Below are 25,101 nucleotides of genomic sequence, written 5' to 3'. Positions count from 1 at the left end.
AAGGCGGCCGACGGGGCCGCCCTTCCCTTCCGGTTCATCAGAACACGAAGCTGCTGAACCCGGACTGCTTGCCGGACAGTTCGATGGCGAAGTCGGCCACGCCGTCGCCGTTGACGTCCCCCTGGACCAGGGTGACCGTCTTGGACGCCGCCGTGACGGTCAACTGGCCCGCGACGCCCGTGAAGGCCGCGACCTTGGTGAAGGCCTGATCGCCGGCCAGGCCGCTGTCGGCGTCGATGGCCGACAGGTCGATGACGTCGAACTTGTCGATATCGGCGATGACATCGCGCCCCGCCACGCCGACAGTGCTGTCGCCGATGTCGGTATAGACGAAGGTGTCGCCGCCATTCCCGCCGCTGAGGATGTCGCGGCCGGCCCCGCCGTCGAGGACGTCGTCGCCGTTGCGGCCAGACAGGGTGTCGTCGCCCTCGTAGCCGGTCAGTTCGTTGGCCCCGTTGTCGCCGGTAAGATCGTCATTCAGCGCCGAGCCACCGACATTCTCGATGTTGTAGAGCCGCCCCGAGCCGCCGAAGCCGTCGTCGATGATCTTGCCGTTCTGCAGGTTGACGGTGACGCCGTGGGTCGCCGTCTCGACCTCGGCGATGCCGTCGGCGTTGGTGTCGACCAGTCGCGTCAGGGTGAACTGGGTGATGGTGTCGACGCCGTCGCCGCCGTCGATGCGGGCCGGGGCGTCGTCGACCTGGATGTCGTCGTCGCCGCCAAGCGCATAGAGGATGTCGCCGCCGCCGATCAGGAACAGGTTGCGCTCGTCGCTGCCGGTAAAGCGGTCGACGAAGCGGGTGTGGGAGCCCAGGCCCTCGATGGAGCTCATGGTCTCGGCGTTGCCGAAGCCGTCGTTGGCGATGGTCTGGGTGGAAAGGTCCGCCACGACGCCTTGCGTGGCGTTGAGGTTGTAGAAGCTGACCCGGTCGAAGCCGTCGCCCCCGAGGAAGGTGTCGTCGCCGCTGCCGGTTCGCAGCAGGTCATCACCGTCGCCGCCGTCCAGGGTGTCGTTGCCGCCATTGGCGCGGATCTGGTCGAAGCCGCCCAGGCCGACCAGGACGTTGTTCTGGGCGTCGCCGAACAGGATGTCGTCGAAGTCCGTGCCAGTGACGTTCTCGACGTTGTAGATGAAGCCGCCGTCGCCGAAGCCGTCATCGAAGATGCGGTTGGACAGCAGGTTCACGAAGACGCCCCCCAACGCTTCCTCCTGATCGGGGATGCCGTTCGCGTCGGGATCGGTGAAGCGGAAGGCGGAGAATTCCAGGCTGTCGACGCCAGCTCCGCCGTCGAGGGTGAAGGTCGCCCCGGCCAGCAGGATGTCGTCATCGCCGCCGCGCGCATCGACGGTGTCGCCCGTGCCGGCGTAGATGAAGTTGACCCCGCTGCTGCCCAGGAAGGTGTCGGCGAACAGGGTGCCCAGGCCGACGCCCTCGATGGAGGTCAGGGTCTCGGCGTTGCCGAAGCCGTCGTTGAGCACCTGCTGGGTCTCGAGATCGACGTAGGCGCCCGCCGTGGCGCCGTTCTCGAACAGGCTGATGCGGTCAAAGCCGTCACCGCCGTTGAAGCTGTCGACGCCCTGGCCGCCGCGCAGCAGGTCGTCACCGTCGCCGCCGTTCATGACGTCGTCGCCGCCGAGGCCGCGGATGATGTCGTCGCCGCCCTGGCCGCTCAGCACATTGTTCCCCGGGTCACCGAGCAGCACGTCGGCGAAGGCTCCGCCGCTGGCGTTCTCGATATTGTTGAGGTTGTCGGTCCCCAGGATGGCGTCGCCGGCGGCGTTCAGCCGCTCCCCGTATCCGGAGCCCAGGACGACGGTGACGCTGCCTTCGGCGTCGCTGTAATCGACGGTGTCGCTGCCGGCGCCGCCGTCGAGATAGTTGAAGCCGTTGCCGCCATTCAGCACGTCGTCGGCCGCGAAGCCCTGGTCATCGAAGCGGGTGATCGGCCCCGAGGTGCCGATGGCCAGGAAGCTGATCGTGAATTGGCCGTCGCCCAGCAGGGTGTCGTCGCCGTCGCCGCCGTTCAGCGTATCGGCGCCGTCCTGGCCGGCCAGGACGTTGGCGCCGGCATCGCCGGTCAGCACATCGTCGACCACCGACCCCGACAGGTTCTCGATTCCGGTCAGGGTCATCAGGCCGTGGCCGGTGTCCTGGGCCGCACCCTGCAGCCGCAGGTCGACGGTGACGCCGGCCGGCCCGGCCGCGCCGATGTCGCCGTTGCTGAAGAAGCTGACGGTGTCGGTCTCGGTCCCGCCGTCGAGGGTGTGGTTGCCGGCGCTGACTTCCAGGAGGTCGTCGCCGCCCCGGCCCGACAACACGTCATCGCCCGAGGTCCCGCCGGAACCGGCGACGCTGCCCCAGATCCAGTTGGCGCCGCCGTCGCCGCTGAGGGTGTCGCCATAAATGGTGCCCGAGACATGCTCGATGCCGATAAGGGTGTCGAGGCCGTGACCGGTGTCCTGGGCCACGCCCTGGATGGCCAGGTCGACCGTCGCCCCGACCTGCGGGTCGCCCGGCAGCAGCAGGAAGGCGGCCCGATCGATGCCGGCGCCGCCGTCCATCACATCGTCGCCCTCGCCGCCCTGGACATAGTCGTTGCCACCGCCGCCGATGACCGTGTCATTGCCGTCGCGGCCGCGCAGCAGGTCGTCGCCGTCACCGCCGTCGAGGATGTCGTCACCGCCCTGGCCGACCAGGATGTCGTTGCCTTCGAGGCCGGTGATGGTGTCGTCCGTGGGGGTCCCGCCGATGTTGTCGTCGCCGGGGGTGCCGATGATGTTGGCCATGTGAGAATGCTCCGCTCAAGCCCCTGAAGGGTCGTGGGCGGCACCCTATTTTGAGCACAGGCGCTTTGCAAACCCGTGTTCATCGAAACGTGATCGGCGTGCGGTAAACGGGTTCAGGCGGTCAGCAGCGCCAGGGCGAAAGGGAACTCCGGCGCGATCCACAGCCGCTCGATCGACCAGCCGCCGGCGGAAGCCAATGACTTCAAACGGCTTTCGTCGAATTTGTAGCTGCTCTCGGTGTGGATCGTCTCGCCGGCCGCGAAGGCGAAGCGGCGCCCGTCAATGGTTACCGACTGGGCCTGGCGCGCAACCAGATGCATCTCGATGCGGGCCTGTGCGGCGTTCCAGACCGCCCGGTGCTCGAACCCTTCAAGGTCGAAGTCGGCGCCCAGTTCGCGGTTGGCCCGCTCCAGAAGGTTGAGGTTGAAGCGGGCGGTGACCCCGGCGGCGTCGTCATAGGCCGCCTCCAGGACGGCGGCGTCCTTGATCAGGTCGGCGCCGAGCAACAGCTGGCCACCGGGGCCGAGGTGCTCGCGCATGGCGGCCAGCAGCGGCCCGGCCTCCCCGGGCGGAAAGTTGCCGATGGTCGAGCCGGGGAAGAAGCCCAGGCGCGGCCGTGAGCCGGCGGTCACCTCGCCGGACAGATGGGTGAAGTCGCCCGCTACGCCGCGCACCGGCAGATCGGGAAAGGTCTGGGCCACCGCCTGGGCGGTGGCGCGGGCGGCGCCGGGGTCGATTTCGACGCAGAGATAGCCGGCGGGCGCCTCCAACGCGCCCAGCAGGGCGACGGCCTTGGCGGCCGAGCCGCTACCATACTCGACGACCGTGCGGCCGGGGCCGATGGCCCTGGCGATGTCGGCCCCTTGCTCGGCCAGCAGGGCCATTTCAGTGCGGGTCGGGTAATATTCGTCCAGCCGGGTGATCTCGCCGAACAGGGCCGAGCCGGCCGCGTCATAGAACCACTTGGGCGGCGTCGCCTTGGGGCTGGCCGACAGGCCGGCGATCATGTCTTCGGCGAACAGGGCCCGCTCGAGGTCGGGGTGCAGGCGGGTCAGCTGATTCATGAACAGTCTTTCGCGAGGCGCAGCCCGGAGAACATCCAGCGCTGGTGCGGTTCGAAGAAGTTGCGGTAGCTGGCCCGCATATGGGCCATGGGCGTCACGCAGGCGCCGCCGCGCAGCACCTGACGGCCGGACATGAACTTGCCGTTGTACTCACCCACCGCCCCGGCCGCCGGGGCGAAGCCGCGATAGGGGCTGTAGGCGCTGGCCGTCCACTGCCATACGTCGCCGTATATTTGCTCATCGGCAGAGGCGGCGGTGCGCAGGATGCCGCTGTCGAGGAAGTTGCCGGCGATCGGTCGCGTCTCGGCGACGGCCTCCCATTCGGCTTCGATCGGCAGGCGGGCGCCGGCCCAACGGGCGTAGGCCTCGGCTTCGTAGAAGCTGACGTGACAGACCGGGGCGTCCGGATCGACCACTTCGCGGCCCGCCAGGGTGCGGCGGGTCCAGACCCCGTCGGCCTGCTCCCAGTAGGCGGGGCTGCGCCAGCCCTCGGCCCGGGCGCGGTCCCAGCCGTCGGACAGCCAGTGGGCGGGGCTTTCGTAGCCGCCATCCTCGATGAAGTTCAGCCACTCACCGCAGGTCACGAGGCGGTCGGCCAGCGAGAAGGGTTCGAGCCAGACCTTCTGGCGGGGCCGCTCGCAGTCGAAGGCGAACCCGCCCTGCCCGGCACCGATCTCGACCAGTCCGCCGTCGTGGGCGATCCAGCCCTGGGCGCGCGAGGGGCCGGTGGCGGGAGCGAGGTCCGTGCGGTAGGCCGGGGCGCCCGGGTGCAGGGCGAAGAGGCTGAGGATGTCCATGAGCAGCAGCTCCTGATGCTGCTCCTCATGGTTCAGGCCGAGCTCCAGCAGCGGCGCGAGCTCGGCGACGAGGGCCGAGGGCGCCTCGTGGAACAGCCGGGCGAGCGCCTCATCGACCCGCAGGCGCCAGTCGATGACCGCCTGAACGCCCGGTCGCGTGACCAGGCCGCGGTCGGGGCGCGGATGCCGCTCGCCGACGGCCTCGTAGTAGCTGTTGAACAGGAACCGGGCGCTTTCCGGCGCCTCCGGGGCGTAGCCGTGCGGGCGCAGGATGAACTCGTCGAAGAACCAGGTGGTGTGGGCCAGGTGCCATTTGGTGGGGCTGGCGTCAGGCATGGCCTGGGGCTGCATGTCCTCCGGGCTGAGCGGCTCGGCCAGATCCAGGGTCCGCTGCCGGACCCTTGCCAGCGATGCGGCCAGCGTCTCGCGATCGTCGGTGTCGAATGCCATCCCGCCTCTCCCAACGCGCAAGACGGCTCAACGCTCCGCCGCGGTGCAGGAGAACATATAGGGACCAAACGCCGTTCCGCCACAACGAAAAAGGCCGGCCGCCTGTCGGCGACCGGCCTCTCCCGGATTGTCGTCCGCCCTAGAGCAGGAAACGCGCGGCCGTCAGGGTATGGGCGCCGTTGATCAGCACCTCGAAGTCGGCGACGCCATTGCCATCCACGTCGCCGTAGACATGGGTGTTGGTCCCGTCGAACTCGTAGCGCAGCTCGCCGGCGACGCTGTTGAAGGCGCCCGTGCCGATGAAGCTGAAGGCCTGGTCGGCGGCGAGACCGGTATTGGCGTCGATCGGGCGCAGGTCGATCTGGTCGACGCCGTCGAAGTCCAGGATGACATCGGCGGCCCCGACGGCGCTGTCGGCCAGCGCCTGCAGGACGAAGAAGTCCTTGCCCGCGCCGCCGGTCAGGGCGTCGGTTCCCGCCCCGCCGTAGAGGTAGTCGTTGCCGTTGCCGCCGTCGAGGGCGTCGTCGCCGCCCTCGCCGTAGAGCTTGTCGTTGTCATCACCGCCATTGAGGGTGTCGAGACCCAGGCCGCCACGCAGGGTGTCGGCCCCGGCCGCGCCGTTCAGGGTGTCGTCGCCGGCGCCGCCGTTGATGGTGTTGCCGAGGGCGTTGCCCGTGCCCGTGAAGGCGCCGGAGCCGGTGAAGAGCATGATCTCGACATTATCGGCGAGAGTCAGGCTGGACAGGGCGGTCTTGACGGTATCGGTCGTCCCCTCGCCAACCAGCTCGACCACCACGTCGCCGAGGCTGTCGATGACGTAGGTATCGTTGCCGATGCCGCCGGCGGCGTAGTCGTCGCCGCCCTGGCCGTCGAGGGTGTCGTTGCCCTCGTTGCCGAGCAGGTCGTCGGCGCCGAGGCCCCCGAACAGCTTGTCGTCGCCGACGCGGCCTTCCAGAAGGTCGTCGCCGGTCCCGCCGGTGATGCTGTTGGCGAGGCCGTTGCCGATCCCCGTCACCGCGCCGATGTCCCCGAAGGTCAGGTTCTCGACGTGGTCGGTCAGGGTGTAGCTGTTCAGCAGGCTGATGACCCTGTCCGTGCCGCCGTTCAGCGCCTCGACCACAACGTCGCCGACATCGGTGACGTTGTAGGTGTCGTTGCCGGCTTCCCCGGTCAGGGTGTCGGAACCGCCGCCGCCGTTCAGGGTGTCGTTGCCCTGGCCGCCGAACAGGCTGTCGTCGCCGAGGCCGCCGTTCAGGGTGTCGTCGCCGGCCAGGCCGCTCAGGGTGTCATTGCCCGCCCCGCCGGTGATGATGTTGGCCAGCGAGGTGCCCGTGCCGACGAAATCGCCCGTGCCGTTGAAGGTCAGGTTCTCGAAGACGCTGGAGATGATGGTGTAGCTGTTCAGGTTGGTGACGATGGTATCGATGCCGCCGCCGACGTCGCTGATCGTGTCGCCGGCGCTGTCGACATAGTAGGTGTCGTTGCCGGCCCCGCCCTTGAGCGAGTCCTCGCCGCCGCCGCCGTGCAGGGTGTCGTCGCCCTCGTTGCCGTTGAGCACGTCATTGCCCGTGCCGCCGGTCAGGACGTTGGCGATGGTGTTGCCGTTGGCGGTGAAGTTGCTGGCGCCCGAGAAGGTCATGTTCTCGACGTTTGCCGCCAGGGTGTAGCTGCTCAGGCCACTGACGATCACGGTGTCGATGCCGATGCCGGCCTCGGTGACCACATCGCCGGCGTTGTCGACATAGTAGGTGTCGTTGCCCAGGCCGCCCTGCAGGATGTCGGCGCCGCCGGCCCCGTCCAGGATGTTGTTCAGCGTGTTGCCGACCAGGGTGTTGGCGGCCGCGTTCCCGGTACCGGCGATGGCCGAGCCCAGGAGGACCAGCTTCTCCACCTCGTTGGCGAGGGTGAAGTCGATGGTGGTGTTTATGGTGTCCGTGCCGCCGGCGGCAGCCTCGACCACCACATCGCCGATGTCGTCGACGACATAGGTGTCGTTGCCGGCCGCGCCTTCCATGCGGTCGGCGCCAAGGCCGCCGTTGATCACGTTGTTCGCGGCGTTGCCGTAGATCTCGTTGTTGAGCCCGTTGCCGGTCAGGTTGAAGGCGCCGAGGCCGTCGCCGCGCAGGATCTCGATGTTCTCGCCGAGGGTCCAGTTGATGTCGGTGACGACCGTGTCGATGCCCCCGGTGAGGGTCTCGACCGTCACGTCGGTCCCCTGGGCCACATAGAGGGTGTCGTTGCCGTCGCCGCCGATCAGGGTGTCGCCACCCGCGCCGCCGAACAGGATGTCGTCGCCCGCCCCGCCCGTCAGGACGTTGGCCAGCGAGGTGCCGATGCCATGGAAGTTGCCCGTGCCGGTGAAGGTCAGGTTCTCGATGGTGGTGGCGACCAGATAGTAGGCGTTCAGCGCCGTCTGGACGGTGTCGACGCCGCCGGTGTCGCTGACGACCTCGTCCTGGTGATCGACGATGAAGATGTCATTGCCCAGGCCACCCCTGAGCGTGTCGATGCCCGCCCCGCCGTCGAGGATGTTGTTCTGGTCATTGCCGGTGAGGGTGTTGACCAGGGCGTTGCCGGTCCCGTGGATGGCGGTTCCGGTCAGGGTCAGCCGCTCGACGTTGTCGGTCAGGGTGTAGTCGATGCCGGCCACGACCAGATCGTCGCCCTCGTTGGCCAGTTCGACGACCAGGTCGCCGGCGGCGTCCACCTCGTAGGTATCGTTGTTGGTCCCGCCTTCCATGACGTCGGCGCCGGCGCCGCCGTTGAGGATGTCGTTGCCGGCGCCGCCGACCAGATGGTCAGCGTTGCTGGTCCCGGTCAGGGTGTCGTTGCCGCCCTGGCCCTGGAAGTCGACGGCCACGACCGACGCCGAAACCGACGGCGACACGACGTTGGGTGAGGCGTTGGTCGACACCGGCAGCACGTTCACCGTGCCCTGCGAGGAGCCGAAGGCGCCGGTGACGGTGTAGTTGAACGAGCCGCCCGAGACGCTGCTGGCGACGATCACCAGCTTGCCGTCCACAAGGCTGACGGTGACGCCGTCGCCGCCCGAGACGGCCGTGACCGTCGGGCTGAGATCGTCCGCCGCGAACTCGTCGTTGAGCAGCAGCAGCGAGGCGTCGATCGACGAGGCGATGCCGATCGTGGTTTGCAGGATGTCGGTATTGGCCCCCGGCGCCGTCTGGGCCAGTTCCGCGGCGGTCTTGGTCCCGTCGCGGAACTGGGCCAGCTCGATGCTGATCAGGTGGTCGGTGCCGTCCGGCGATCCGACGCGCAGGTCGGTGATGTAGAGCTCGCCGTCCTGCATGAAGGTGACGTAGTCGGCCAGGGCGCCGGTGAAGACGGCGGTGTCGAAGTCGGCGCCGCCATCGATGATGTCGTTGCCGGCCCCGGCTTCGAGGGTGTCGTCGCCCGCATCGCCGTGCAGCTCGTCGAGGCCCGCGCCGCCGACGATGCGGTCATTGCCGTCGCCGCCGAACATCAGGTCATCGCCGCTGAGAGCGGGGTTGTTCTCGGCGGCCGCGTTGTCTTCCTCGTAGAGGATCTCGCCGCTGAAGCCGGCCGTGCCGCTGATGCCGTAGATGCCGTCGCCGAGCAGCAGGTCGGCGCCTTCGCCGCCTTCAAGCGTGTCGCCGCCCGAGCCGCCGGCGATGATGTTGTCCTGCTCGTCGCCGGTCAGGAAGTCGTCGCCGTCCCGGCCCGAGAGGTTCTCGATGCCGCTGGCGATGAGGGTGCCGGCCCCGAACGCCTGTTCCGAGCCCTGCAAGGCCAGGGAGAAGGTGATGTTGGTCGGGGTTTCGCCCTGGATGCTGAAGATCAGGGTGTCGTTGTCGACGCCGCCGTCGACGGTGTGGTTGCCCGTCCCGACTTCCAGCAGGTCATCGCCTTCGTTGCCGAGCAGGAGGTCATCGCCGTCCTGGCCCCACAGCCAGTTGGCGTCGGCGTTGCCGTCGATGGTGTCGTTGTAGATGGTCCCCGACGCATGCTCGATGCCGATCAGGGTGTCCATGCCATGCCCGGTGTCCTGGGCCACGCCCTGGATGTTCAGGTCGATGGTGGCCCCGACCTGGACCTCGGACGGCTGCAGCGAGAAGGCCACGCGGTCGGCGCCGTCACCGCCGTCGATGGTGTCGTCACCCTCGCCGCCGTGGACATAGTCATTGCCGTCGTCGCCGTAGACCAGGTCCGCGCCGTTGCCGCCGCGCACGAAGTCGTCGTCATCGCCGCCGCGGACGTCGTCGTCGCCGCTTTCGCCGCGAACGGTGTCCTGACCGGCGCCGCCGTAGAGCTTTTCATTGCCGGCGCTGCCGCGGATGAAGTCGCCGAAATCCGAGCCCTCGACCGCCTCGATGGAGCTGAGGGTGTCGTTCAGGCTGCCCCCCTCGGTGCTGGCGAAGCCGTTACCGCCGGTGTTGAGGATAACGGTGACGGCCTCGGTGGCGGCGGTGTAGACCGCACGGTCCTCGCCGTCGCCGCCTTCAAGCGTGTTGTTCCCCGTGCCGCCCGTCAGCTGGTCATCGCCGCCGGCGCCGACCAGCCGGTCGTCGCCCGCGCCGCCGTCCAGGACGTCGTTTCCGATGTAGGCCGGGTTGCTGAACTGGGTGGCCAGGTTCTCGATCACGGTGATCGGACCCGAACCGCCCTGGGTGGAGAGCATCCGGATGTCGCCGTCGCCCAGCAGCAGGTCGGCGCCGTCGCCGCCTTGCAGAATGTCAGCGCCCTGGGCGCCGGCCAGGGTGTTGTTGGCGCTGTCGCCGATCAGGGTGTCGTCCCCGACCGTGCCGGCGACGTTCTCGATGCCGCTCAGGGTCATCAGGCCCTGGCCGGTGTCCTGGGCCGCGCCCTGAAGGTTGAGGTTGACGGTGACGTTGAGCGGCGGGTTGGTGTTGTCGAACAGCCGCACGGTGTCGACGCCATTGCCGCCGATGAAGGTGTTGGCTCCGATCCCGGATTCCAGCAGGTCATTGCCGTCGCGGCCGTCGAGGTAGTCACCGCCGCTTGTGCCCCACAGCCAGTTGTCGCCGCTGTTGCCGTAGAAGGTGTCGGCGAAGGTGGTGCCGGACACGTGCTCGATGGCGATGAAGGTGTCCATGCCATGGCCGGTGTCCTGGGCCGTGGTGATGGCCAGGTCGACGGTGGCGCCGGCCTGGATGTCGGTCGGCAGGGACAGGAACATGCTGGCGCGGTCGAAGCCGTCGCCGCCGTCCATCAGGTCGTTGCCCTCGCCGCCCGAGAAGAAGTCGTTGTCGGCGCCGCCGTAGGCGATGTCGTTGCCGTCGCGGCCGCGCAGGAAGTCCTCGCCGGCGCCGCCGTGCAGGGTGTCGTCGCCGCCCTCGCCGATCAGCAGGTCGTCGCCGCCCAGGCCCGTCAGGACGTTGTTGTTGTTGTCGCCGTCGAGGGTGTCGGAGATCTGCGAGCCGATGACGTTCTCGACGCCGGTGATGATGTCGCCGCCGCCGTCGCCCTGGCTGCGGAACACGTTCTCGGGACGCAGCAGGTAGACGCCGACCCCGATGCCGTTCACCACCGAGATGTCCTCGTAGGAAACGGTGTCGATCCCGTCGCCGCCGGTGATCACGTCGTTCCCCAGGCCGCCCAGCAGCAGGTCGTCGCCGCCGCCGCCGTCGAGGGTGTCGTTGCCCGCCCCGCCGCGCAGAGTGTCGGCGCCGTTGTAAGCCGGGTTGTTGAAAAACACCGCCAGGTCGCTGGTCTGGGTGATCGGACCCGAACCGCCCTGGTTGCTGGTCATCCGGATGGCGCCGTCGCCGAGCAGGACGTCATTGCTGTCGCCGCCGTCGAGGATGTCATTGCCGCTGTTGCCGGCCAGGACGTTGGCGCCGGCATCGCCGGTCAGGGTGTCGTTGAAGGCCGAGCCCGACAGGTTCTCGATGCTGTTCAGCGTAACCGTGCCGCCCGTTGTGGCCTGGGCCACGCCCTGCAGCAGCAGGGAGGCGACGATGCCGCTGGTGAAATCGTTGTTGTTGAAGAAGCTCGCCGTATCCGTCCCGTTGCCACCGGTCAGGACGTTTGCCCCGGCCGAGCCGGTTTCCAGCAGGTCATCGCCGTCGCGGCCGTCGAGGGCGTCGCCGCCGCCGTTGCCCCAGATCCAGTTGGCCTCGGCGTTGCCGTAGAAGGTGTCGGCGAAGATGGTGCCGGAGACGTGCTCGATGCTGATGAAGGTGTCCATGCCATGGCCGGTGTCCTGGGCCGTGGTGATGGCCAGATCGACGGTGGCGCCGGCCTGGATGTCGGTGGGCAGGGACAGGAACATGCTGGCGCGGTCGAAGCCGTCGCCGCCGTCCATCAGGTCGTTGCCCTCGCCGCCCGAGAAGAAGTCGTTGTCGGCGCCGCCATAGGCGATGTCGTTGCCGTCGCGGCCGCGCAGGAAGTCTTCGCCCGCCCCGCCGTCCAGGGTGTCGTCGCCGCCGTGGCCGACCAGCAGGTCATTGCCGCCGAGGCCGGTCAGGACGTTGTTGGCGCCGTCGCCCTCGAGGGTGTCGGAGATCTGCGAGCCGACGACGTTCTCGACGCCGGTGATGATGTCGAAGCCGCCGTCGCCCTGGCTGCGGTTCACGTTCTCCGCCCGCCAGAGATAGACGCCGACCCCGATGCCGTTGGCGACCGAGATGTCTTCGTAGGAAACGGTGTCGACGCCGGCCCCGCCGGCGATGTTGTCATTGCCAAGACCGCCATAGAGCAGGTCGTCGCCGGCGCCGCCGTCGAGGAGATCGGTCCCCGCCCCGCCGATCAGGGTGTCATTGCCCGCCACGGCGCCGTTGGCCGGATTGAGGGTCAGGTCGGTTTCGAACCCGATCGGACCCGAGGCGCCGGTCGCCGAGTTCAGGCGGTAGATGCCGTCGCCGTAGAGCTGGTCATCGCCGTCGGCGCCCATCAGGGTGTCATTGCCCTCGGCCCCGGCCAGGACGTTGTTCGCCGCGTCGCCCGACAGGCTGTCGCCGAAGGTCGAGCCGGACAGGTTCTCGAAGCCGGTCAGCACGACCGAGCCGCCGCCGGCCACGGTCTGGACGAAGCCCTGCAGCGCCAGGCTGATGTTCACGCCGCTGGTGAAGTCGTTGTTGTTGAAGAAGCTGGCGGTATCGGTGCCATTGCCGCCGCTGAGGGTGTTGGCGCCGGTCGAACCGGTTTCGACCAGGTCGTTGCCGTCGCCGCCGCTCAGGGTGTCGCCGCCGCCCTGGCCCCAGATCCAGTTGGCGCCGGCGTTGCCGGTCAGGGTGTCGGCCAGGGTTGTGCCCGAGACGTGCTCGATGCCGATCAGGGTGTCCATGCCGTGACCGGTGTCCTGGGCCACGCCCTGGATGCCGAGGTCGACGGTGGCCCCGACCTGGGCGTCGGACGCCTGGCTGAGGAAGAAGTTGGCGCGGTCGATGCCGTCGCCGCCGTCCATCACATCGTTGCCTTCGCCGCCCTGCAGGAAGTCGTCGCCGGCGCCGCCGTTGAGAATGTCATTGTCATTGCGGCCGCGGAGGACGTCGTCGCCGTCGTCGCCGTTGAGGATGTCGTCGCCGTTCTGGCCGATCAGCACATCGACCCCGCCCCGGCCGGAAAGGACGTTGGCGCTGTTGTCGCCGACCAGCTGGTCGCCGAAGTTCGAGCCGATCAGGTTCTCGATGCCGATCAGGGTGTCGGTCTCGCTGCCCGAGAGGGTCTGTACGCTGAAGACATTGCCGACCACGCCTTCGGTCGCGTCAACGTAGGTCGCCGTGTCCGTGCCCGCGCCGCCGTCCAGGGTGTCGCTTCCGCCGCCGCCATTGAGGACGTCGTTGCCTTCCAACCCCTGCAGGGTGTCGGCGTCGCCGAGGCCGCTGATGGTGTCATCGCCCGTCGTGCCGGGCAGGATGTTCGGGCCGTTGTCGCCGACGATATCAGCCATGATGTGGTGCCCCCAGATTGCGCTATCGGTCGGCTAGAGCATCCCGGCGGGCGGCGGCAGTGCAAAAAACACGACCCATTTCCCCCGAAACCGACACCAGCCCCGTCAGTTTGGGCGGTAATCCTACTCACGGACCGGCGGTCGCCTAGGGACCATGCTTCTCGGGCGAGTGGCGCATCCACCTCGTTTGTCGGCAATCCGACCGAATAATCCGCGATTCTGGACGATCTTGGCTGATAACCGCCCCCAAGGACGCGACAATTCGCCGCGCCTCTTAACCAAGTGCGACAGGCCGTCGCACCCGTAGGAGGTGCAGAATCCCCGACCCCATAAGGGTTTGACCCATTTCGGGGCGCTGGCTTCAGAACCCGTAAAGGTCCTTGAACGCCGGGTCCCGGGCGGCGATCTGGCGGGCGCAGTCCACCATCACCTTGGCCTGTTTCCAGGTGGCGTCGTCCTGCATCTTGCCGTCGAGCATGACCACGCCCGTGCCGTCCGGCATGGCCTCCAGAATGCGGACCGCGAACTTCACCTCGTCCGGATCGGGACTGAAGACCCGCTTGGCGATGTCGATCTGGCTGGGGTGCAGGGACCAGGCGCCGGCGCAGCCGAGCAGGAAGGCGTTGCGGAACTGCTGTTCGCAGGCTTCGGGATCGTCGATCGCGCCGAAGGGGCCGTAGAAGGCCTTGATGCCATGGGCGGCGCAGGCGTCGACCATCCTGGCGAAAGTGTAGTGCCAGATGTCCTGCTGGGCGGCGATGCGCGGGGCTCCGTCGGCGCGAGGGTCTTCGATGACCTTGTAGAAGGGATGGCCGCCGCCGACCCGGGTGGTCTTCATGGCGCGGCTGGCGGCGAGGTCGGCGGGGCCCAGGCTGATGCCCTGCATGCGGGGCGAAGCGGCGGCGATGGCCTCGACGTTGTTCACCCCCTCGGCGGTCTCGAGGATGGCGTGCAGCAGGATGGGCTTCTTCAGGCCATGGCGCGCTTCGAGGATGGCCAGGAACTGGTCCATGTAGTGGATGTCCCAGGGGCCCTCGACCTTGGGCACCATCATCACGTCCAGCCGGTCGCCGACGCCCTCGACGATCTGCGTCACGTCGTCGAAGTGCCAGGGGCTGTTGAGGCAGTTGATGCGGGTCCACAGACCGACGCCGAGGGCGGCGAAATCGGTCGCATTGGCCATCTCGATAAACCCGGCGCGGGCGGCGTCCTTGGCGTCGGCGGGAATGGCGTCTTCCAGATTGCCAAGGATGACGTCGGCCTGCTTCGCCATCTCCGGAACCTTGGCGCGGACCTTGTCCAGATGCGGCGGCACGAAGTGGATCATCCGCTCGACCTGCACCGGCAGCTCGCGCGGCGGCGTCGGGGCGCCGATAGCCAGAGGCTTGAAGTATCCCCGCGGCGTCTTCATGGCGCTGTCCCCTTCGCAGTTGCGAGATGCTGTTTGCGGCGCAGGGTGCGAGGCGTCAAGGACGCCGGCTAAAGCGCGACGATGTAGAGGACCGTCACCAGGGTGGTCTTGCCCTGGCGGGACACGGTGACGAGGTAGCGGTGAGTTTCGGTCAGGTCGCCTTCCAGACCCTCGACCAGATTCACCTGTTCGGAGGCCCGGCGGGCCAGGACGGCGCTGAGCTGCGGCAGGCGGACGAATCCCTCACGATTGGCCGGCGCGACCTCGGCGGTCAGGGCGCTGGCCTTGCGCAGCCAGTAGCGGCTGTCGCTGACCGGCGTCGTGTCGCCGGTGAGCCGGAATTCGTAGCCGTTGGAATAATTCTCGCACCAGCCCAGCGTGACCCGAAGGCCCGCCCCGCTCTTCAAGGTCGCCGTCTCCTCGCCATGGCGAAGCTTGAGCCGGATGCTTTCGTTGTTCGGCCCTTTCTCGAAGCCGATGTCGGACACCACCATGCGGAAGCGCGCGCTGGGCAATTTGGCGCGGTCGAGGCTCGGCTTGTCGCGCTCCGCCACCGTGCAGTCGTCGATGAACTTCTCGGCCGCCAGCGCCGGCGCGGCCATCAGCAGGGCCAGCGCCGCGATCGGCAGAGCGATTTTCAGAGTCACGTCGAGCCCCCTCAGGTCCCGTACCTTACCTCACGCGGCGACCTGCCCGTCCAGCGCTTGAACGCCCGGGAAAAGGCCGCCGGTTCCGAGAATCCGACCAGGTAGGCGGTCTCGTTGACCGAGACCTTGCGGGCCGAGAGGTAGTCGAGGGCCAGGCGGTGGCGCAGTCCGTCGAGCACCGCCTCGAAGGTGGCGCCCTCGGTCTTCAGGCGGCGGAACAGGGTCTGGCGGCTGATCCCCAGCTGGCCGGAAGCGTAGTCGACACTGGCCCTGCCCGTGTGCAGCACCGGCATCAGCAGGGCCTCGACCCGGCCGCGCAGGGAGGTCGCCTGGCGCAGGTCGGCCAGCAGGGCGTCGGCCCGTTCGGTCAACACCCCGAAGGCATAGCCCGGCAGCCGGGCGACCGGGTGGTCGGCAAGGCTCATGTCCATGCGGATGGCGTTCCAGTCGGCCTCGAACCTGACCGGCGCCTGCCAGACCCGCTCGTACTCGGCCGCATGGGCGGGGCGAGGATGGGTGACCTCGACGGCGGTGACGATCTGGCGCGGCAGGAAGCGGCGCGGGCCGCAGATAAAGCGGGTGAAGGTGCTTTCCGTCAGTTCGGGAAAGGCGTTGGGCCCGGCCCGCTGATCGACCAGCCAGACCTCCTCGCCGCGCATGGCGATGGTGAACCGTTCGCCGTCGGCCACGCCCTCGACCTCCATCACCAGGCGGCCGTAGCGGTTCAGCTGGGCGAAGGCGTCGGTCATGGTCTCGGCCGCGTGGCTGATCAGCCCGACCACGGACAGTTCCGACAGGTCGAGCGCCTCGGCGAAGTGCAGCGACAGGGCCGGGGCGTCGCAGGCGGCGATGGCCGCCCGCATCAGGGCCATGTATCGGACGAAAGCCACGCGGCCGTCGAGGTCAACAAGCTCCGCCTCGGTCAGGTCGGCAGCCGCCAGCAAGCCCGCGCGGTTCGCGCCCCGGCCGGCCGCATAGTCGGCCAGGCCCCTCGCCAGGCCGGCGGCGACAGTCGCCCGCGCCGAGCCCGGCGGCGCATAGGTGGCGGCGGGGCTGCAACCTGGGATCAAGTCTTTGGTGTCCGGCGTCATGGCTTCTCGGCGCGTCCTGACGGAGGCTGGCCCTCAATAGCCTCCGGGCCAAGTGACAAACAGGAAAGAGTGCTTCCTTGCTCGGTCTGACCCCCATCGCCCTGGTCCATGTCGCAGGCGGGATGGCCGCCATCATCGCCGGTCCGGTCTCCCTGCTGGCGCCGAAGGGCCGGTGGCTGCACCGCAAGGCCGGAACCATCTTCTACTACGCCATGCTGGTGATGGCCGGGTTCGCCCTGCTGGGCGCCCTGATGCGGGGCCACAAGGTCAACCTCTTCGCCGCCGGCCTGACCCTGTATCTGGTCGTCACGTCCTGGAGCATCGTGAAGGCCCGTATCGGGACCCTGACCCGCGTGGAGCGCTGGGCGCCCTGGGCCGCCCTCGCCCTGGCCGCCGGCGCGGCGGGCGTCGGCGTCGTGATGACGGCGGTTCCGGGCTTGTTGACCGAAGGAGACGCCGGGGCGCCGCCGAGCACCCTGATCTTCGGGGTCTTCACCCTGGTCGCCACGCTGGCGGCCGGCGCCGACCTCTGGACCCTGCGCCGGGGAGGCCTGACCGGCGCGGCGCGGATCTCGCGGCACCTGTGGCGGATGTGTCTGGCCCTGTTCATCGCCATCGGCTCGTTCGCCGTCCAGGCGCCGCTGCTGGCGCGGCGCATGGACCTGCCGCCGCCGCCGTCCCTGAGCATCTTCGGCCCGGCGCTGGCGGTGCTGGTGCTGATGGCGTTCTGGCTGATCCAGGTGCGGATCGGGCGCCGCTTCAAGGCGGCTTAGGTCTTGCGCCCCAGCGGATGCTTGCTCTCGACCACGGCTTTGAGCCGGTCGCCGGCCACGTGGGTATAGATCTGGGTCGTGGCGATATCGCTGTGGCCGAGCAGGGTCTGGACGACCCGCAGATCAGCGCCGCCCTCCAGCAGGTGGGTGGCGAAGGCGTGGCGCAGGACGTGAGGGCTGACCTTGCCGGGGTCGATGCCGGCGGCCAACGCCGCCTCCTCCAGCAGCTGCGAGAACCGCCGGGGCGTCAGCCGGCCCGCCTTGCCCCGTGAGGGGAACAGCCAGGGGCTCTCCTTCAGGCCCTTGGGCAGGAACTGCTGGCGCACCGCAAGCCAGGCCTTCACCGCCTCACGGGCCGCGCCGTTCAAAGGGGCCAGCCGCTCCTTGCCGCCCTTGCCCTTCACAATGAGGTAGGCCGGGTCCCGCGCCAGGGCCGCCAGCGGCAGGGCCACCAGTTCGCTGACCCGCAGACCCGAGGCGTAGGTCAGCTCGATCAGGCAAGCCAGGCGTAACCCCTGTCCGCCGTCCTTCGCCGAAGCGGCGGCGAGCAAGCGGTCGACCTCATCTCGCGTCAGCACCTTGGGCAGCGGCCGGCCCTGTCTGGGCGCCTCGACGCGGCGGGAGGGATCGTCCGTCCGCCAGCCCTCACCGAGCACGAAGCCGTAGAACTGCCGCACCGCCGCCCGCCGCCGGGCCGCCGTCGAGGCCGACAGCCCCCGCGCCGACAGGTCGATGAACCAGGCCTCGATGTCCTCCGCCGCCGCATCGGCGAACCCCCGGCCCCGGCGGGCGAGGAAGCCGGAAACGTCCTCCAGATCCTTGCCATAGGCGGTCAGGGTGTTGCGGGCCGCGCCCCGCTCGGCGGCCATCATTTCGAGAAAGGCTTCGGGCCAGCCCCCGCCTGCTCCGGCAGGGCTCATTTGGGAGACAGGGCGAGGATGCCCTCGACCGCGAAGGCCCGCGCATCCTGCACAAGACCGGCCTTGTTGAGGGCCCGAATGATGAAGGCCCGGTCGGCCGGCGAAAGCGTCCCCGCCTCACCGGCGATCCAGACGGCCAGCAGGCCCGTCTCGCCCTTCAGGCCCGCGTTGGCGGCGTTGTCGAGGGCGAACAGCCGGGCTGGCGGGACCGTCGACTTGTCGACCGCGAACGCCGCGAAGGCGTCCCGCGCCTCGCCGTCCATCGGCGCCCCCAGCGCATTGAGATAGAGCGCCGCTGTCCGGGCCAGCGGATTGCCGACCACGCCGCGCTGCACCAGGGCGTCCTGCACGGCGTCCAGGTTCTGGCCGCTGGCGGCGGCAATGGCGGCGTCGAGCAGGTCGAGGTCGTGCGGCTTGGCGCCGGGGATGACGTCCTGGGTCAGCCCGGCGCGCAGCGCCCGCGCCGCCGCCAAGTCGCCGATCCGCAGATACTGGCGGCCGGCGCGGATCGGATCAGTCTGCAGCAGGTCCGGAGCTGGAGGCTGTTCGGGGACTTCGACCTTGCTCACAGGCGGGACCCGGCCCAGCCGTCGCGCCAGGGCCTTCAGCACGCCGGTGCGTTCCGACGGAATGGTCATCGGCCCGCCGACCATCAGGTTATTCATGAGGCCGCCGAACTCAACGTCCCTGGCCTTTTCCTGGGCGAGGGTCAGGGTCAGTTGGGCGGCGTCGGTCTGACCGGAAATCGCCTGGCAATAGGCGCGCAGCCGCAGCCAGTAGGCCTCGCCCCGCCCGACCGTGACGCCCTGCTCGATGCGACAGGCGCGATCGTCGTCGCCGGTGATCAACGCGGTCTCGGCGGCGACTTCGGCCAGGACCGGATCGGCCGCCAGGTTTGGAATGCGCTCGACCGACAGGCTGGCCGAGGCCGGCTCGCCCAAGGCCAGCAACGCCTTGGCCCGCGCCGCCGCCAGCGCCCGGTCTTCGCCCGCGCCGTCCGGCGCGTTGGCGCCCGTCGACAGCACTCGCACCGCCAGCGCCCGGGCGGCCGGGCTCAGCGGCCTGGCCCCGATGGCCGGCATCACCCGCCGCGCCAGCTCCGCCGAGGAGCCCTTCCACAGGTCGCCGCCAAGCCCCGTGTCCCGGGCTCCGCCGGAGAACACGTCCGGCGCGGTCAGCGGCGCGACCTCGACGCCCTGGGAATTGGCGGCGGTGGCGAGAAGGCAGGCGGCCAGGAGGGGCGGGAGCAGCTTCATGGCCTCTACTCTACGCGCAAAGGACGGAGTTTGTTGAGCAGGTGCGATACGCCGTGTATCGCCATTCCTCGTGACCGCCTCCCCGCCTCTTCCGCGAGCCAGGACCATCGCCCTCGTCGGGCTGATGGGCGTCGGCAAGTCGAGTGTCGGGCGGCGGCTGGCCACCGCCCTGGACCTGCCGTTCAAGGACGCCGACACCGAGATCGAGGTCGCCGCCGGCCGCACCATCCCCGAAATCTTCGAGGCCTTCGGCGAGGCCGAGTTCCGCGATGGCGAGCGGCGCGTTATCGCCCGGCTGCTGGACGAGGCCCCCATGGTGCTGGCCACCGGCGGCGGGGCCTTCATGAACGACCAGACCCGCGCCCTGATCAAGCAGCGGGCGCTTTCGATCTGGCTGAAGGCGGACGTCGAGATTCTTGCCCGCCGGGTCGGACGCAAGGACAACCGGCCGCTGGTCCAGGGCAAGGACCCGCTGGCGGTGCTCACCGCCCTCGCCGAGGTCCGCTATCCCGTCTATGCCCAGGCCGACATCACCGTCGAACTGGGCGAGACCCCGCATCAGGAGTCGGTCGCCGCCATCCTGCGCGCCCTGGAGGCCCACGCTTGACGATTCTCGTTCCTGTCGCGCTCGCCGGTCGTGAGTACGACGTCGTCATCGGGACCGGTCTGATCGACCAGGCCGGCAGTTATATCGCGCCGCTGCTGAAGCGCGGCCGCACCGCAGTGGTCGCCGACGAGACGGTGGCCGGGCTGCACGCCGGGCGGCTGATCGACGCCCTGGCCCGCGCCGGGGTCGAGGCGCATCTGATCACCATTCCGCCGGGCGAGGCCTCCAAGAGCTTCGAGGGCCTGGCCGATCTCTCTGACCGGCTGCTGGCCCTGGAGCTGGACCGGGGCGACCTGATCGTGGCGCTGGGCGGCGGCGTGGTCGGCGACCTCGCGGGGTTTGCGGCCAGCATCTACAAGCGCGGCATCGACTTCATCCAGATCCCGACCACCCTGCTGGCCCAGGTCGACTCGAGCGTGGGCGGCAAGACGGCGATCGACACCCCGCGCGGCAAGAACCTGATCGGCGCCTTCCACCAGCCAAGTCTGGTGCTGGCCGACCTCGACGTGCTCTCCACCCTGCCGGACCGCGAGATGGCCTGCGGCATGGCCGAGGTCATCAAGTACGGCCTGCTCGGCGACGCCGGCTTCTTCGTCTGGCTGGAGGCCAACGCCGCCGCCGCCATGGCCCGCGACCCGGCCGCCCTGGCCGAGGCGGTCCGCCGCTGCGTGGCCATGAAGGCGGAGATCGTCATCGAGGACGAGAAGGAACAGGGCCGGCGCGCCCTCCTGAACCTCGGCCACACCTTCGGCCACGCCCTGGAGGCCGAGAACGGCTATGGCGAGGCCCTCAAGCACGGCGAGGCGGTCGCCGCCGGCTGCGCCCTGGCCTACCGATACGCCGCCGATCAGGGACTGTGCCCGCCGGCGGACGCGGTCCGCGCCGAGGCCCTGCTGGCCTCCGTGGGCCTGCCCACCCGCCTGGATCAGGTCGCCGGCCATCCCTTCGAGGCCGCCGCGCTGGTCGGTCACATGGCCCAGGACAAGAAGGCCGAGGGCGGCGCCATCACCCTGGTCCTGCCCACCGCCATCGGGGCCTCCCACGTCGCCCGCAAGGTCGATCCCGGCCCGCTCACCGCCTTCCTGCGGGCCGAAGGGGCGGTCTGAAAGTTTTTGACCCGCATGGTGGAACCATCGGAAACCCTACCCGTTGTTGACCCTTGCGCGGAGGCAGTACGTCACGCGTGCGGGTTAGGGCGGAGGGGTTCGCATTGATGGTCGATAGCGTCGCGGGTCTCGACGGCCTACGTGTGCTGGTCGTGGAAGACGAAATGCTCGTCTCCATGCTGGTCGAGGACATGCTGACGGAGTTCGGCTGCGCCATTGTCGGCCCGGCCCCCGATCTCGACCAGGCGATGAGCCTCGCCACCGACGCCGAACTCGATGCGGCCATCCTCGACGTCAACGTCGGCGGCCGCCAGATCTTCCCCGTCGCCGACCAGCTGAAGGCCCGGGGCATCCCCTTCGCCTTTGCCTCGGGCTACGGCGAGGCCGGCCTCGTCGAGGCCCATCGCGGCTCCCCGGTGTTGCAGAAGCCGTTCCGCCAGGGCGACCTGGAGCGGGTGCTCAAGGAACTGGCGGCGAAGCGCTAGCTTTCCCCCGGCGCCGTCGCCTTCACCGACAGGGCATGCACCGGCCCGGCCAGCTCTTCACTCAGAACGCTGTAAACCTGCCGCTGGCGCGCCACCCGGCTCACACCCGCGAAGGCGGCGCTCTCGATGGCGACGTTGAAATGGCTCTCCCCGCCCTCGCGGTGACCGCCGTGGCCGCGGTGACGTTCGCTGTCATCCACCACCTCCAGGCGGGAGGGGGCGAAGGCCGAGGTCAGCTTGTCGCGGATGGCGGTCATTATGGGGCTTAGATCGGTCATGTTCAATTCTGGAAAACGCCTATTTGTAAGCCCATACTTCGTGTGATGAGCCGCGCCTTTCAATACCGTCCCAGATTTGTCGACATCCGCGTCCGCCCGCCCAAGGAAGGCGAGCAGGAAGCGGAGAACGACGTCCACGCGCTCAAGCCGGGCGAACGGGCCTGCGACCACGCCGGCTGCCGCCTGGCGGCGACTGCCCGCGCCCCCAAATCCCGCGAGATGATGAACCAGCACTACTGGTTCTGTCAGGGCCACGCGGCCGAGTACAACAAGCAGTGGAACTTCTTCGCCGGCATGAGCGACGAGCAGGTCGCCGAGGTCCAGGCCGCCCGCATCACCGGCGAGCGCCCGACCTGGTCGATGAAGGCCAGCAACCGCAGCCGCGAGGCCCAGGCCGGCACCCGTGACCCGGGCGCCTTCGCCGATCCCTTCAGCCTGTTCGGATCCGGCGCCTCGACCGTACAGCACAAGGCCCGCACCGATGGCCGCCAGCTGGGCAAGATGGAACGCGGCGCCTTGGCCGACCTCGACCTCGACGACACCGCCGAGCCCAAGGACATCAAGAAGCGCTACCACGAGCTGCTGAAACGCTGTCACCCCGACAGCAACGGCGGCGACCGCTCGGCCGAGCACAAGCTGCAGCGGGTCATCCAGGCCTGGAAGACGCTGAAGAAGGCGAAGCTGGCTTAGGTATCCCGGGAGGCAATTCCTCCCCCCTTGGGGGAGGGGGACCGCGCGCGAAGCGCGGGGTGGTGGGGGCAGCGCCGGCCTATCAGAATTCAGAGCGTTCTGGCGCGGCGGCTGCGGCTGCGTTCAGGGCCAACCCCATCCGCCGGCGCTGCCCCCACCACCACCGCCTGCGGCGGCGGTCCCCCTCCCCCAGAGGGGGAGAAACTAGAACGCCCCCCCTACCCCTGCGGCGTCTCCTCCACGTCGCGGATCCACCACTTCTCGACCGCCCACACCGCCAGCCAGCAGGCCATGGCCCAGGCCGCGCCGACGCACCAGCCGGCCAGCACGTCGCTGGGCCAGTGGACGCCGAGGAACACGCGGCTGACGCCGACCAGCACGGTCAGGACGATGCCCATGACGATCCCGAAGACCTTCACCCGCGTGCGGTTGGCGAACCGCGCCATCAGCGCCCCGAAGGTCAGGTAGATCACCGCCGACATCATCGCGTGACCGCTGGGGAAGCTGGTGTGGATGGCCTCGACCAGCCGCCAGGACTCTTCCGGCCGCTCGCGCCCGAACACCCCCTTGAGCGTCTGGCCCAGCGCCGTCCCGCCCAGCGCCGCCACCAGCAGCACCAGGGCCTCGCGCCAGCGCCGCAGGCTGCACAGGAAGCCGACCACCAGCAGCACGAACAGGGTCAGCACCGTCCAGCCGCCCAGCGCCGTGATGTCGCCCACCGCCTCGCGCAGCCAGCGCCCGCCGATCGGCGTCGTCGGATCGCCGGGCGCGCGGAACATCAGCAGGATCGCCCGGTCGATGCCCAGGGTGTCGCCCTCGCCCACGTCGTCGGCGATCTCGATGAACGACAGCACGCCGACGGCCAGCACGAGCAGCGCCGCGACCGCCGCCAGCTCCGACCGGGCAGCGGCAAGCATCCGTAGCGTCAACCCGGGCCAACGCTCCGGCTGCAACAATTCCTTACGGTTCATGCACCCAAACCTCCACGCCTGCCCCGATCCGTACGCGGATCGGATCAGGCAGGCGCGCCTCTCACAAAATATCCTCGCGATCTCGATCGCGAGGAGGCGAACGAGTGTTTGCCGAACGCCTCAAACGCGCTATCGAACCTGCAACATGGCCGACCTTATCGACAACCCCGCCGCCGCCGATCCGTTGCTCTCGCTTGTCCCCGACAAGCAGGTTTCCGTGCGTGACGTCTTCGGCGTCGACAGCGACATGAAGGTGCCCGCCTTCAGTCACCGCGACAGCCACGTGCCTGATCTGGACGAGGCCTACAAGTTCGACCCGCAGACCACGCTGGCCATCGTCGCCGGCCTGGCCTTCGACCGCCGCGTCATGGTCCAGGGTTATCACGGCACGGGCAAGTCGACCCACATCGAACAGGTCTGCGCCCGGCTCAACTGGCCGATGGTCCGCGTCAACCTCGACAGCCACGTCAGCCGCATCGACCTGGTCGGCAAGGACGCCATCGTCCTCAAGGACGGCAAGCAGATCACCGAATTCCGCGAAGGCATCCTGCCCTGGTGCCTGCAGCGCCCGATGGCCCTGGTCTTCGACGAATACGACGCCGGCCGTCCGGACGTGATGTTCGTCATCCAGCGGGTGCTGGAAGCCGGCGGCAAGCTGACCCTGCTCGACCAGAACAAGGTCATCCGCGCCAACCCCTATTTCCGCCTGTTCTCGACGACCAACACCATCGGTCTGGGCGACACCACCGGCCTCTACCACGGCACCCAGCAGATCAACCAAGGCCAGATGGACCGCTGGTCGATCGTCACCACGCTCAACTACCTCGACCACGACGTCGAGGCCGAGATCGTGCTGGCCAAGAACCCGGCCTACGCCACGGCCGAGGGCCGCCGCACCCTGGCCGCCATGGTCCGCGTCGCCGACATGACCCGCAACGCCTTCATGAACGGCGACATCTCGACGGTCATGAGCCCGCGTACGGTCATCACCTGGGCCCAGAACGCCGAGATCTTCGCCGGCGACATCGGGCTAGCGTTCCGGATGACGTTCCTGAACAAGTGCGACGAGCTGGAACGGCCGACCGTGGCGGAGTTCTACCAGCGGGCGTTTGGGGAAGACCTGCCCGAGAGCGCGGCCCGGGTGAAGGTGGCGTGACCACCGACGCTCCGGCCCCTCTCGAAGAGGCCGGAACGCCGCCCTGGCCGCCGGGACGCCGCGGCGTCAATTCCGGCCTGCTCTGGGGCATGCTGTTCTTCCCCTGGCTCTACGTCTGGTTCTTCCTGGCGCCGGGCTATGCCTGGTGGCTGAGGATCGGGGCGTTCGTGTTCGCGTTTGGGCCGGTGGTGTGGCTGATCCTGACGGCGACCGGCGTCGTGCCTTCGAGGCCCGCCTACTAGCCGGCCTGCGCCAGGCTGAGCACGTTCCCTTCGCTGTCGGGGAAGAAGGCCACCTTCGCGGCGCCATCGGGCGAGGTCCAGATGCCCAGCGCGTCCTGGCCCATCCCCTCGTAGATCGTCATCACCACGCCCTTGGCGGTCAGCGCCTGCACCGCCGCGACGATGTCGGTCACGTTCCAGCCCACCACCGGATGCGCGCCCGGGACCCAGCCCGGCAACGCGGTCATGCGGATTTCCGCCCCGGCGCCGAAGGTCAGGAAATCGCCGAAACCATCGCTGCTCTTCAGGCTGAGGCCGAGGACGTCCTGGTAGAAGGCCAGGGCCCGGGCGCGGTCGATAACCTGGACGAAGGCTACCGGGGTGGCGGAAGCGGTGATGGTCATGGCTGTGAGGTCTCCCGTTTGGCCGCAGACTGCGGGGCCGGCGGCGGCTGTGCAATCGCCTGAAAGGGTGATTTCGCCGGCCTCGCCCGTTTTCC

The 25,101-nt window shown here is 69.0% G+C and carries 19 protein-coding genes; 7 read left to right on the top strand and 12 right to left on the bottom strand.

Going from position 1 to position 25,101, the window contains the following annotated elements; all coding sequences use genetic code 11:
- Window positions 1-37: 37 nt before the first annotated feature.
- The 7 genes from AC2YG9_RS20545 to AC2YG9_RS20515 all read right to left on the bottom strand — a co-directional run bounded on the left by AC2YG9_RS20545 (window position 38) and on the right by AC2YG9_RS20515 (window position 16,139).
- Window positions 38-2,788, bottom strand: coding sequence for a beta strand repeat-containing protein (locus AC2YG9_RS20545; protein ID WP_487299866.1), 2,751 nt, complete (start codon window positions 2,786-2,788; stop codon window positions 38-40).
- A 113-nt stretch (window positions 2,789-2,901) separates the two neighbouring features.
- Complete coding sequence (egtD, locus tag AC2YG9_RS20540; protein ID WP_487299865.1) at window positions 2,902-3,852, bottom strand: L-histidine N(alpha)-methyltransferase; 951 nt, start codon at window positions 3,850-3,852, stop codon at window positions 2,902-2,904.
- Window positions 3,849-5,099, bottom strand: a complete 1,251-nt coding sequence (gene egtB, locus AC2YG9_RS20535; RefSeq protein WP_487299864.1) for an ergothioneine biosynthesis protein EgtB — start codon at window positions 5,097-5,099, stop codon at window positions 3,849-3,851. Before egtB ends, egtD begins: the two co-directional genes overlap by 4 nt.
- Before the next feature lie 139 nt (window positions 5,100-5,238).
- Complete coding sequence (locus AC2YG9_RS20530; protein ID WP_487299863.1) at window positions 5,239-12,990, bottom strand: hypothetical protein; 7,752 nt, start codon at window positions 12,988-12,990, stop codon at window positions 5,239-5,241.
- 361 nt (window positions 12,991-13,351) lie between these two features.
- Complete coding sequence (locus AC2YG9_RS20525; RefSeq protein WP_487299862.1) at window positions 13,352-14,401, bottom strand: HpcH/HpaI aldolase/citrate lyase family protein; 1,050 nt, start codon at window positions 14,399-14,401, stop codon at window positions 13,352-13,354.
- Between the two features lie 68 nt (window positions 14,402-14,469).
- Window positions 14,470-15,048 carry a hypothetical protein gene (locus AC2YG9_RS20520; protein ID WP_487299861.1) on the bottom strand — a complete coding sequence of 193 codons (579 nt, stop codon included), beginning with the start codon at window positions 15,046-15,048 and terminating at the stop codon, window positions 14,470-14,472.
- 11 nt (window positions 15,049-15,059) lie between these two features.
- Window positions 15,060-16,139: an AraC family transcriptional regulator gene (locus AC2YG9_RS20515; protein WP_487299860.1), complete on the bottom strand. Its 1,080-nt coding sequence runs from the start codon at window positions 16,137-16,139 to the stop codon at window positions 15,060-15,062.
- 77 nt (window positions 16,140-16,216) lie between these two features.
- On the opposite strand from AC2YG9_RS20515, the gene AC2YG9_RS20510 reads away from it, so the two are divergent.
- Window positions 16,217-16,912, top strand: a complete 696-nt coding sequence (locus tag AC2YG9_RS20510) for a DUF2306 domain-containing protein (protein ID WP_487299859.1) — start codon at window positions 16,217-16,219, stop codon at window positions 16,910-16,912.
- Here AC2YG9_RS20510 and AC2YG9_RS20505 read toward each other — a convergent pair.
- Window positions 16,909-17,832: a tyrosine recombinase gene (locus AC2YG9_RS20505; RefSeq protein WP_487299858.1), complete on the bottom strand. Its 924-nt coding sequence runs from the start codon at window positions 17,830-17,832 to the stop codon at window positions 16,909-16,911. The genes AC2YG9_RS20510 and AC2YG9_RS20505 overlap by 4 nt on opposite strands.
- On the bottom strand, window positions 17,829-19,088 hold the full coding sequence (locus AC2YG9_RS20500) for a hypothetical protein (RefSeq protein ID WP_487299857.1): 1,260 nt from the start codon (window positions 19,086-19,088) through the stop codon (window positions 17,829-17,831). The genes AC2YG9_RS20505 and AC2YG9_RS20500 overlap by 4 nt, the downstream gene beginning before the upstream one ends.
- Before the next feature lie 70 nt (window positions 19,089-19,158).
- Here AC2YG9_RS20500 and AC2YG9_RS20495 point away from each other — a divergent pair, with 70 nt between their 5' ends.
- The 3 genes from AC2YG9_RS20495 to AC2YG9_RS20485 all read left to right on the top strand — a co-directional run bounded on the left by AC2YG9_RS20495 (window position 19,159) and on the right by AC2YG9_RS20485 (window position 21,286).
- Window positions 19,159-19,695 carry a shikimate kinase gene (locus AC2YG9_RS20495; RefSeq protein ID WP_487299856.1) on the top strand — a complete coding sequence of 179 codons (537 nt, stop codon included), beginning with the start codon at window positions 19,159-19,161 and terminating at the stop codon, window positions 19,693-19,695.
- Complete coding sequence (aroB, locus tag AC2YG9_RS20490) at window positions 19,692-20,801, top strand: 3-dehydroquinate synthase (protein WP_487299855.1); 1,110 nt, start codon at window positions 19,692-19,694, stop codon at window positions 20,799-20,801. Before AC2YG9_RS20495 ends, aroB begins: the two co-directional genes overlap by 4 nt.
- Window positions 20,802-20,908: 107 nt before the next feature.
- The gene (locus AC2YG9_RS20485; protein WP_487299854.1) at window positions 20,909-21,286 is read left to right on the top strand and encodes a response regulator; all 378 of its coding nucleotides are present in this window, start codon (window positions 20,909-20,911) and stop codon (window positions 21,284-21,286) included.
- Here AC2YG9_RS20485 and AC2YG9_RS20480 read toward each other — a convergent pair.
- Window positions 21,283-21,564, bottom strand: coding sequence for a BolA family protein (locus tag AC2YG9_RS20480; RefSeq protein WP_487299853.1), 282 nt, complete (start codon window positions 21,562-21,564; stop codon window positions 21,283-21,285). The genes AC2YG9_RS20485 and AC2YG9_RS20480 overlap by 4 nt on opposite strands.
- A gap of 45 nt (window positions 21,565-21,609) precedes the next feature.
- Here AC2YG9_RS20480 and AC2YG9_RS20475 point away from each other — a divergent pair, with 45 nt between their 5' ends.
- Complete coding sequence (locus AC2YG9_RS20475; RefSeq protein ID WP_487299852.1) at window positions 21,610-22,254, top strand: J domain-containing protein; 645 nt, start codon at window positions 21,610-21,612, stop codon at window positions 22,252-22,254.
- 218 nt (window positions 22,255-22,472) lie between these two features.
- Here AC2YG9_RS20475 and AC2YG9_RS20470 read toward each other — a convergent pair whose 3' ends face one another.
- On the bottom strand, window positions 22,473-23,171 hold the full coding sequence (locus AC2YG9_RS20470; protein WP_487299851.1) for a phosphatase PAP2 family protein: 699 nt from the start codon (window positions 23,169-23,171) through the stop codon (window positions 22,473-22,475).
- 199 nt (window positions 23,172-23,370) lie between these two features.
- On the opposite strand from AC2YG9_RS20470, the gene cobS reads away from it, so the two are divergent.
- The gene (cobS, locus tag AC2YG9_RS20465; protein WP_487299850.1) at window positions 23,371-24,381 is read left to right on the top strand and encodes a cobaltochelatase subunit CobS; all 1,011 of its coding nucleotides are present in this window, start codon (window positions 23,371-23,373) and stop codon (window positions 24,379-24,381) included.
- The gene (locus tag AC2YG9_RS20460; protein WP_487299849.1) at window positions 24,378-24,623 is read left to right on the top strand and encodes a hypothetical protein; all 246 of its coding nucleotides are present in this window, start codon (window positions 24,378-24,380) and stop codon (window positions 24,621-24,623) included. Before cobS ends, AC2YG9_RS20460 begins: the two co-directional genes overlap by 4 nt.
- Here the strand turns inward: AC2YG9_RS20460 and AC2YG9_RS20455 are convergent.
- Window positions 24,620-25,006 (bottom strand): VOC family protein, encoded by a 387-nt coding sequence (locus AC2YG9_RS20455; RefSeq protein ID WP_487299848.1) that lies wholly within the window; start codon window positions 25,004-25,006, stop codon window positions 24,620-24,622. The two genes, AC2YG9_RS20460 and AC2YG9_RS20455, sit on opposite strands and share 4 nt — an antisense overlap.
- Window positions 25,007-25,101: the final 95 nt, after the last annotated feature.

The organism is Caulobacter sp. SRI_014, from assembly GCF_057586315.1.
This window is presented reverse-complemented; position numbering and strand designations above follow the sequence as displayed.